The following is a 7,044-nucleotide window of genomic DNA, read 5'->3' as shown; positions in this document are numbered from 1 at the left end:
TCCCACCCCTTCCCATCCCGAACAGGACCGTGAAACGACTTTGCGCCGATGATAGTGCTGCAACCAGTGTGAAAGTAGGTTATCGTCAGGCTAGTTATTCTAGAGTAGCCCCACCAGCAAACAACGCCGGTGGGGCTTTTTCTATTTCTCCCGATATTTCTGTATTACAATAAATTTAATATTGGGACGAAAAGATGTTAAATTGCGCGCGCCTTATCACGATCCTGCTTGCCTGGCTGATGCTGGCGGCAAGTGCAATGGCTGCGCCGCTCAGCCTGCGTTTCGACCATCTGGGCGTGGCTGACGGTCTGTCGCAAGAATCGGTGACCCGGGTGCTGCAAGACCGCTACGGTTACCTGTGGATCGCCACCCAGGCCGGCTTGAACCGTTACGACGGTTACCGCATCACTTCCTTCAAGAACAATCCGTCCAACCCTGCAAGTCTGGTCGATAACTATGTGCAGGCCCTGTACGAGGACGCGCACGGCCAGTTGTGGATCGGCACCAAGGGCGGCCTCGATCGCTACGAGCGCGCCAGCGGGCATTTCATTCATCAACCATCGATGTCGCCCAACCTGTCGATTACCGACATCACAGGCGATGGCAGCAATGGCCTGTGGCTGACGACCAGCACCGGTTTGCAGCACCTCGATATCGCTACCGGCGCCATGCGTACGCTGCGCCACGTGGCTGGCGATGCCGAGACGCTGCCCGATGACCGCGTCAACACCGTGCTGCGCGACCCGCGTGGCAACTTATGGGTGGGCACTGCCGGCGGCCTCGCTGTGCTGCCAGCCGGCAGCACGAGGTTTCGCCGCCTGACCCCGCAAGCAGCAGCTGCGCCGGCGGACAATATCGGCGTGCTGGACCTGGGGCCGGATGGCAGGATCTGGGCCGCCGGCGCGCTGGGCCTGCAAACCTGGCGCATGAACGGTGAACACCCGGAGCGGCTGCCGCTCGGCGACCGCGAGGCGCTGGCGACGCGCAGGGTAGTCGCCATGCTGCACGACAGCCAGGGCAGCCAGTGGCTGGCCTTGTGGGACGGCGGTCTGCTGCGCCGCGATCCCGAGCAGGGGGACGACGGTCGCTATCATCTGTACAGCGCCAACATTCTCGACAAGAACAGCATTGCCGACAACCGCGTCAACGCGCTGTACCAGGACCGTACCGGCACGTTATGGATCGGTCACTGGTATAGCGGCCTGAACCGGGTCGACCTGCTGAACGGAGGTTTCGAGCGCTACACCCAGAACAACGGCGTACTCAGCAAGATCAGCAACAACCAGGTGCGCGCGATCGCCGGCGCCGGCGGCGACAAGCTGTGGCTCGCCACCGCCGACGGTCTGACCCGGCTCGATCCGAAGCGCGGCACCAGCGAGATATGGCGCACCGACGTCCATGACACCGCAAGTGTACCGAGCAACCAGCTGCTGACCCTGGCCACCGACCGGCAGGACCGCCTGTGGGTGGGCAGCGCGGACGGCGTGGCATGGCGTGATCCGGTCAGCGGACGTTACACGCGGTTCAAGCTCGATGCCGACCCGGCCTCGAAGTCGGTGCAGCGGATACTGGTCGATCGCGGCGGCGTGATCTGGGTCGGCAGCCGCGCCGGCCTGCACCGCATCGATCCCGCAACGCTGGCCGTTACCACCTACCGCTACGCTGCAGACCAGCCGGACGCCATCGACGGGCGCATCAAGGCGATGCTGGAAGACCGCGCCGGTGTGCTCTGGATCGGGACCGAAAACGGGCTCGAACGCTTCGACCGCCAGAGTGGAAAATTCAGTCATTACCGCCACCAGCCGGGGCAGCCCGACAGCTTGTGCCACCGGCGCGTGCAGTACCTGCACGAAGACGCCAGCGGTGGACTGTGGGTGGGCACCGGCGCCGGATTGTGCAAGGCCGTCACCGGCGCCGATGGCCGGCTGAAGTTCCGTTACTACGCCGCGCGCGAAGGCCAGGCGTCCGATCCGGTCGGCGCCATCCTGGAAGACGCCAAGGGCCGGCTGTGGATCAGCAGCACCGGCGGCATCGACATGTTCGATCCGGCCACCGGCGCGTTCAAGCAGTACACGGCCAAGGATGGCCTGCTCGACGGGTCGTACTTCCTCGGCTCCGGCTACCGCGCGCGCGATGGCGCGATGTACTTCGGCGGTGTATCCGGCCTTACCGCTTTTTACCCGTCGCGCATCCATGACAATCCGATCGCGCCGCAGGTGGCGATCACCGACTTCTCGATTTTCAACCAGTCGATCCTGACCGCCGTGCGGCGCGAAGATGTGCTGCCCAAAGGACCGCTGGACCAGGCCAGCAAGGTCACCCTCGGCCCGCACGACGCCATGTTTTCGATCGAGTTCGCGGGACTGCACTTCGCCGACCCGCAGCGCAACCGCTACGCCTACCAGCTCGAGGGCTTCGACCCGCAGTGGGTGCTTACCGACAGCAGCCGGCGCCTGGCCACGTACACCAACCTCGATCCCGGCCGCTACGTGTTCCGGGTGCGCGCCGCCAATATGGACGGCGTCTGGAGCGGCGACCCGGTGGCGCTGGAAGTGATCATCACACCGCCGTTCTGGAAGCAGTGGTGGTTCCGGCTGCTGGTGCTGGCGCTGGTGCTGGGCTTCGCTTACCTGCTGTTCCGGCTGCGCATCCGGCGCCTGATGCGGCAAAAGCAGGTGCTGGAAAATGAGGTGGTCAGCCGCACCCGCGAGCTGGTACAGCAAAAGGAATCGGTCGAGCGCGAGAAGCGTGAAGTGGAGCGGCAAAAAGACAGCGTGGAACTGGCGCACCGCAATATCTCGCAGCTGTCCGATATTGGCCGGCGCCTGACCGCCAACCTCGATAGCGAAGCGATCATGGCGATGCTGTACCAGCAGGTACATGCGTTGATGGACGCCAGCGTGTTCGGCATCGGTATTTATCGTCCCGAGCTATCGCTGATCGAATACCCGTTCGCCATGGAGAAGGGCAAGCGCTACACGCCGTACACGCGCAGCATGCTCGCGCCCAACCAGCTGGCGGTATGGTGCATCAGCCACGCCCAAGAAGTGTTCATCAACGACCTCGAACACGACTATCCGCGCTACATCGCCGACCTGGCGCTGGTGACCGATGCGGAGCACATGGGCACCATGGAAGACGGCTCGCTGCCGAGCGAACCGCGCTCGCTGATCTATGTGCCGATTACCGTGTCGGGGCAGGTCCGCGGCGTGATCACGGTCCACAGCTACCGCACCAATGCCTACCGCCGCATCGATCTCGACATGCTGACCACGCTCGCTTCATATGTGGGGGTGGCGTTTGCCAACGCCGATTCGTATCGCCAGCTGCAGGACGCGCAGCAGCAACTGGTCGAGCGTGAAAAGCTGGCCGCACTCGGATCGCTGGTGGCCGGTGTCGCCCATGAACTCAATACACCGATCGGGAACAGCCTGGTCATCGCCAGCACGCTCGAAGCGAAGACCGGCGATATCGAAGTACGCCACGCGGGCAATGGCTTGCGCCGGTCCGACCTGAGCCACTTTATCGAAGCGGCGCGCGAGGCGTCCATGCTGCTGATGCGCAGCCTGCACAACGCGGCCGAACTGGTGAACAGTTTTAAACAGGTGGCGGTGGACCAGGCCAGCGCCAAGCGCCGGCAGTTCAACCTGCACCAGGCCAGCGCCGAAATCGTCACCACCATGAAGAACCAGATCCGCAAGGCCGGTCACCGCATGACGCTGGAGATGCCCGACGATATCACGATGGACAGCTTCCCCGGTCCTTACGGCCAGGTGATCATCAATCTGATCAACAACGCCCTGCTGCACGCCTTCGATGGCCGCGAGGGCGGCATGATGCGTTTATCGGCAGTACGGGCCGGGACGGACAGCGTGCGCGTGGTGTTCGAGGACGACGGTTGCGGCATTACGCCCGAGCACCAGGCGCGGATCTTCGATCCGTTTTTCACCACCAAGCTGGGGCAGGGCGGCAATGGCCTGGGGCTGAGCATCACCTACAACATCGTCAGCTCGCTGCTGGGCGGCGCGATCCGCGTCGACAGCACGGTCGGCGTGGGGACGCGCTTTACCATGGAGCTGCCGCTGCAGGCCGCGCTGAACGGCGACTAGACGCCCCAGACGATGGGCTGGTTTTCCTGCTTGGCCAGGCGCAGCATCTCGACCAGCGGATAGGCGCGCGCGGCGAAGCCGACGCGCTGGGCCAGCGCGTGTTCGACCGTCTCGCCCTCTTCGCGCTCGTGGGCGTGCACATCGTATTCGATATCGGTCTCCGGATGCAGCTTGCTCTCGGCGACTTCCTCTTCCAGCACCGTCAATGCCTGCGCCGCTTCGGTGGCCGTGATCACGCCACGGGTCGGATTCTTGTGCAGCAGGTCGAGGATGCGCTGGGCATGCTCTTGGTACATCAACACTTCGGGGCTGTAACGGGTTTTGAATGTGATTAACATGATGCGCCTCTTGATCTTGTTGGTTGGTGCGGTGCGCCGGCTCGCGTGGCTGGCACGCCGTGAGACCTACTTTAATTCATCTCTGAATGTTTGCAATAGGCAAACTGGACAGTTAAGCAAAGCCTAAGCGAGCAAATTGTTTCAAATTATTGCAGCCGGAACGATGACAGGAAGGTGTCCGCTTCCTGGCGCACCAGGTCGCGCTCGACGCCCATCACGATCACCTGATACACGCGCCGCTCGCGCGCGACAAACCGGCCGATCAGCAGCGTGGGCGCACCGTTGTGCACCCCTGTCGCTTCGACGCTGACCGTCATCGGTGGGCTGTCCTGTTGGCCGGTTGCTTGACCGGTGAGCGGTGCCCCGATATTGCGCGCCAGCGCGGTCCGCATGGCCAGCAAGGCCGCCGGCGCCTGCGCCGCTTCGGCCAGCTCGGCGCTTCCCACCGCGAACACCACGCCGTCCACTTCGGCCGCCGTCATCGTCATGTTGACCGCCAGTTCGCCCAGGCGCACCGCACGCGTGTGGGTGGCCGGTTTGGCGGGCAGCAGCACCGTGTACTGCGCTTCCTGGCTGCGGTATTCGCGCCAGTTGTAGTGCGGGTCGCAGGCGCACAGCAACAGCGTCAGCAGCGGCACGGCCAGCAGGCGCAGGGGCGTTGTCATGTGCCTGCCCTGGCTGCACCAGCCGTTTTTTTCTTGCGCTCTGCCTCGTCGCGCTGCCAGGCTTCGATCTGCGGTTCATGGCGCAGCACGCGCGCGTACGGGTCGATGGTGACCAGTGCGCGCGGTGGCAGCGTCAGTTCGCCGCGCCCGTCGGTCATCGCCAGCGTTTCGATGCGGTCGTCGATACGCACTTCGAGCGGCATCGGGAACGGGCCGCCGTCCTTGAGCTGCCAGCGCAGGGTGAGGCGCTCGCCGCTGCGCGTTGCCACCAGCTCGGGCAGCGCGGCATGGTACAGGTAGGCGTCGAAGAACCACCCCAGATCGCGGCCGGCCGCCTGGTTGACGAAGCCGATGAACTCCCGGGTGCTGCTCCAGCGCGGCTGGAACTGCCCCGGCAGCGGCGTCTCGGTGCCATATACCATGCGCCGCGTGGCGCGGAAGAAGGCGTCGTCGCCGATCAGGTTGCGCAGCGTGTGCAGGATCAGCGAGCCCTTGACGTAGATGTCGTTGCCGGGACCGCCGCGGTCGGACTCGTACACATCCTGGACGCGCTGGGTTTTGCCGCTGACGACCGGCGCCTTGTTGACGATGCCCTGGCGCTGCTTGAACAACTCGGCCTGGAATGCCATCTCGCCGCGCAGCGACTGCAGGTACAGCGGCTGCATATAACTGCCGAAGCCTTCGTGCAGCCACATATCGTCCCAGTCGGCGTTGGTCATCTGGTTGCCGAACCATTCGTGCGACAGCTCGTGGTGCAGCAGCCAGTCGTAGCCATATGGCGACTTCCGGTACTTGTTGCCATAGGCGTTGATGGTCTGGTGTTCCATGCCCAGGTGCGGTGTCTCCACCACGCCCATTTTTTCGTCGCCGAACGGGTAGGGGCCGATGCGGCGCTCGAAAAAGTCGAGCATGGGCGTGAATTCATCGAACAGCGCCTGCGCCTTGCGACGGTTTTCCGCGTCGCCTTTCAGATACCAGTAGCGCAGCGCGATGGTATTGCCGTAGCGGCTCACGTAGTCGCCGGCCAGCACATCGTACGGTCCGATGTTGAGCGACACGCCATAGGTGCTGGGGTTGTTCGCGCGCCAGCCGTAGGTCCGCCAGCCATCCTTTTCGGTCATGCCGGTGGCCACGCCATTGCCGGCGACCACCAGCGGTGCCGGCACCGTGATGTGCAGGTCGATCAGCTTCGGCTTGCCCATCGGGTGGTCGATGCAGGGCCAGAACAGGTCGCAGCCTTCGCCCTCCACGGTGGTGGCGATCCAGGGCTGACCGTCGGCAGTCCTGGCCCAGACGAACGCGCCGTCCCACGGTGCGTGCCTGGCCACGTGCGGCACGCCGTGGTAGCGGATGCGCACCGTGGTGCGCTGGCCGGCCTGCAAAGGCTGGGGCAGGGTCAGGTACAGACGTCCGTCAGGATTGCTGATGGCCGCTGCGGGCAGCGTCACGCCATCGACACTGGCGCTGTCGATCGGCAGGTTGCGGTCGAGCTCCACGGCGATGCGCGCGAGCGGCGCGATGGCGGTAAAGGTGAGGGCAGTGTCGCCGGCGATGCTCTGCGTGGCCGGATCGACGCGCAGCGCGACGTCGGCGTGGTCGAACGTGACGGCCAGTTGCTCGGGTGCGCGCGGGCTGCCGGAGTTGGCGGTGAAGTCGGTCATCAAGGGCGGCGCAGTGGCGCAGCCGGCCAGCACGGCGCTGGCGGCAAGCAGTAGGGGCAGACGTGGCATGCGGTTCCCGGCAAGTTGAAAGGCAAAGCCGAATATAGCAGCTGCGAGGGCGGACCAGTGGGCTTGTGTGCGCGCTGTCCCCAAATCTGGCGTGATGTCTGTTTTTAAAAATAGTTCTCAAAAAGGCATCATGCTGCGGTACACTGCTGCGCACAAAACGGGGGCGACGGTGGATGCAGGGTTGAGCGTATTTCGAGCGGCG

Annotated in this window: 4 protein-coding genes; 1 reads left to right on the top strand and 3 read right to left on the bottom strand. The window is 64.3% G+C overall.

The window, feature by feature from the left end:
• The first annotated feature begins 257 nt into the window (after positions 1 to 257).
• Positions 258 to 4,109 carry a two-component regulator propeller domain-containing protein gene (locus tag ASF61_RS16825; protein WP_229205888.1) on the top strand — a complete coding sequence of 1,284 codons (3,852 nt, stop codon included), beginning with the start codon at positions 258 to 260 and terminating at the stop codon, positions 4,107 to 4,109.
• Here ASF61_RS16825 and ASF61_RS16820 read toward each other — a convergent pair.
• The 3 genes from ASF61_RS16820 to ASF61_RS16810 form a co-directional block, all read right to left on the bottom strand.
• Positions 4,106 to 4,447 carry a DUF1840 domain-containing protein gene (locus ASF61_RS16820; protein WP_056158095.1) on the bottom strand — a complete coding sequence of 114 codons (342 nt, stop codon included), beginning with the start codon at positions 4,445 to 4,447 and terminating at the stop codon, positions 4,106 to 4,108. The genes ASF61_RS16825 and ASF61_RS16820 overlap by 4 nt on opposite strands.
• A gap of 146 nt (positions 4,448 to 4,593) precedes the next feature.
• Entirely contained in the window at positions 4,594 to 5,112 is a 519-nt protein-coding gene (locus tag ASF61_RS16815) for a hypothetical protein (protein ID WP_056158093.1), read from the bottom strand.
• Positions 5,109 to 6,842: a M1 family metallopeptidase gene (locus ASF61_RS16810; RefSeq protein ID WP_056158091.1), complete on the bottom strand. Its 1,734-nt coding sequence runs from the start codon at positions 6,840 to 6,842 to the stop codon at positions 5,109 to 5,111. Before ASF61_RS16810 ends, ASF61_RS16815 begins: the two co-directional genes overlap by 4 nt.
• Between the last annotated feature and the right edge of the window lie 202 nt (positions 6,843 to 7,044).

The sequence above is a fragment of the Duganella sp. Leaf126 genome (assembly GCF_001423125.1).
Lineage (GTDB): Bacteria > Pseudomonadota > Gammaproteobacteria > Burkholderiales > Burkholderiaceae_D > Rugamonas.
The sequence above is the reverse complement of the archived record's forward strand: the minus strand, read 5'-3'. Positions and strand labels throughout refer to the sequence as shown.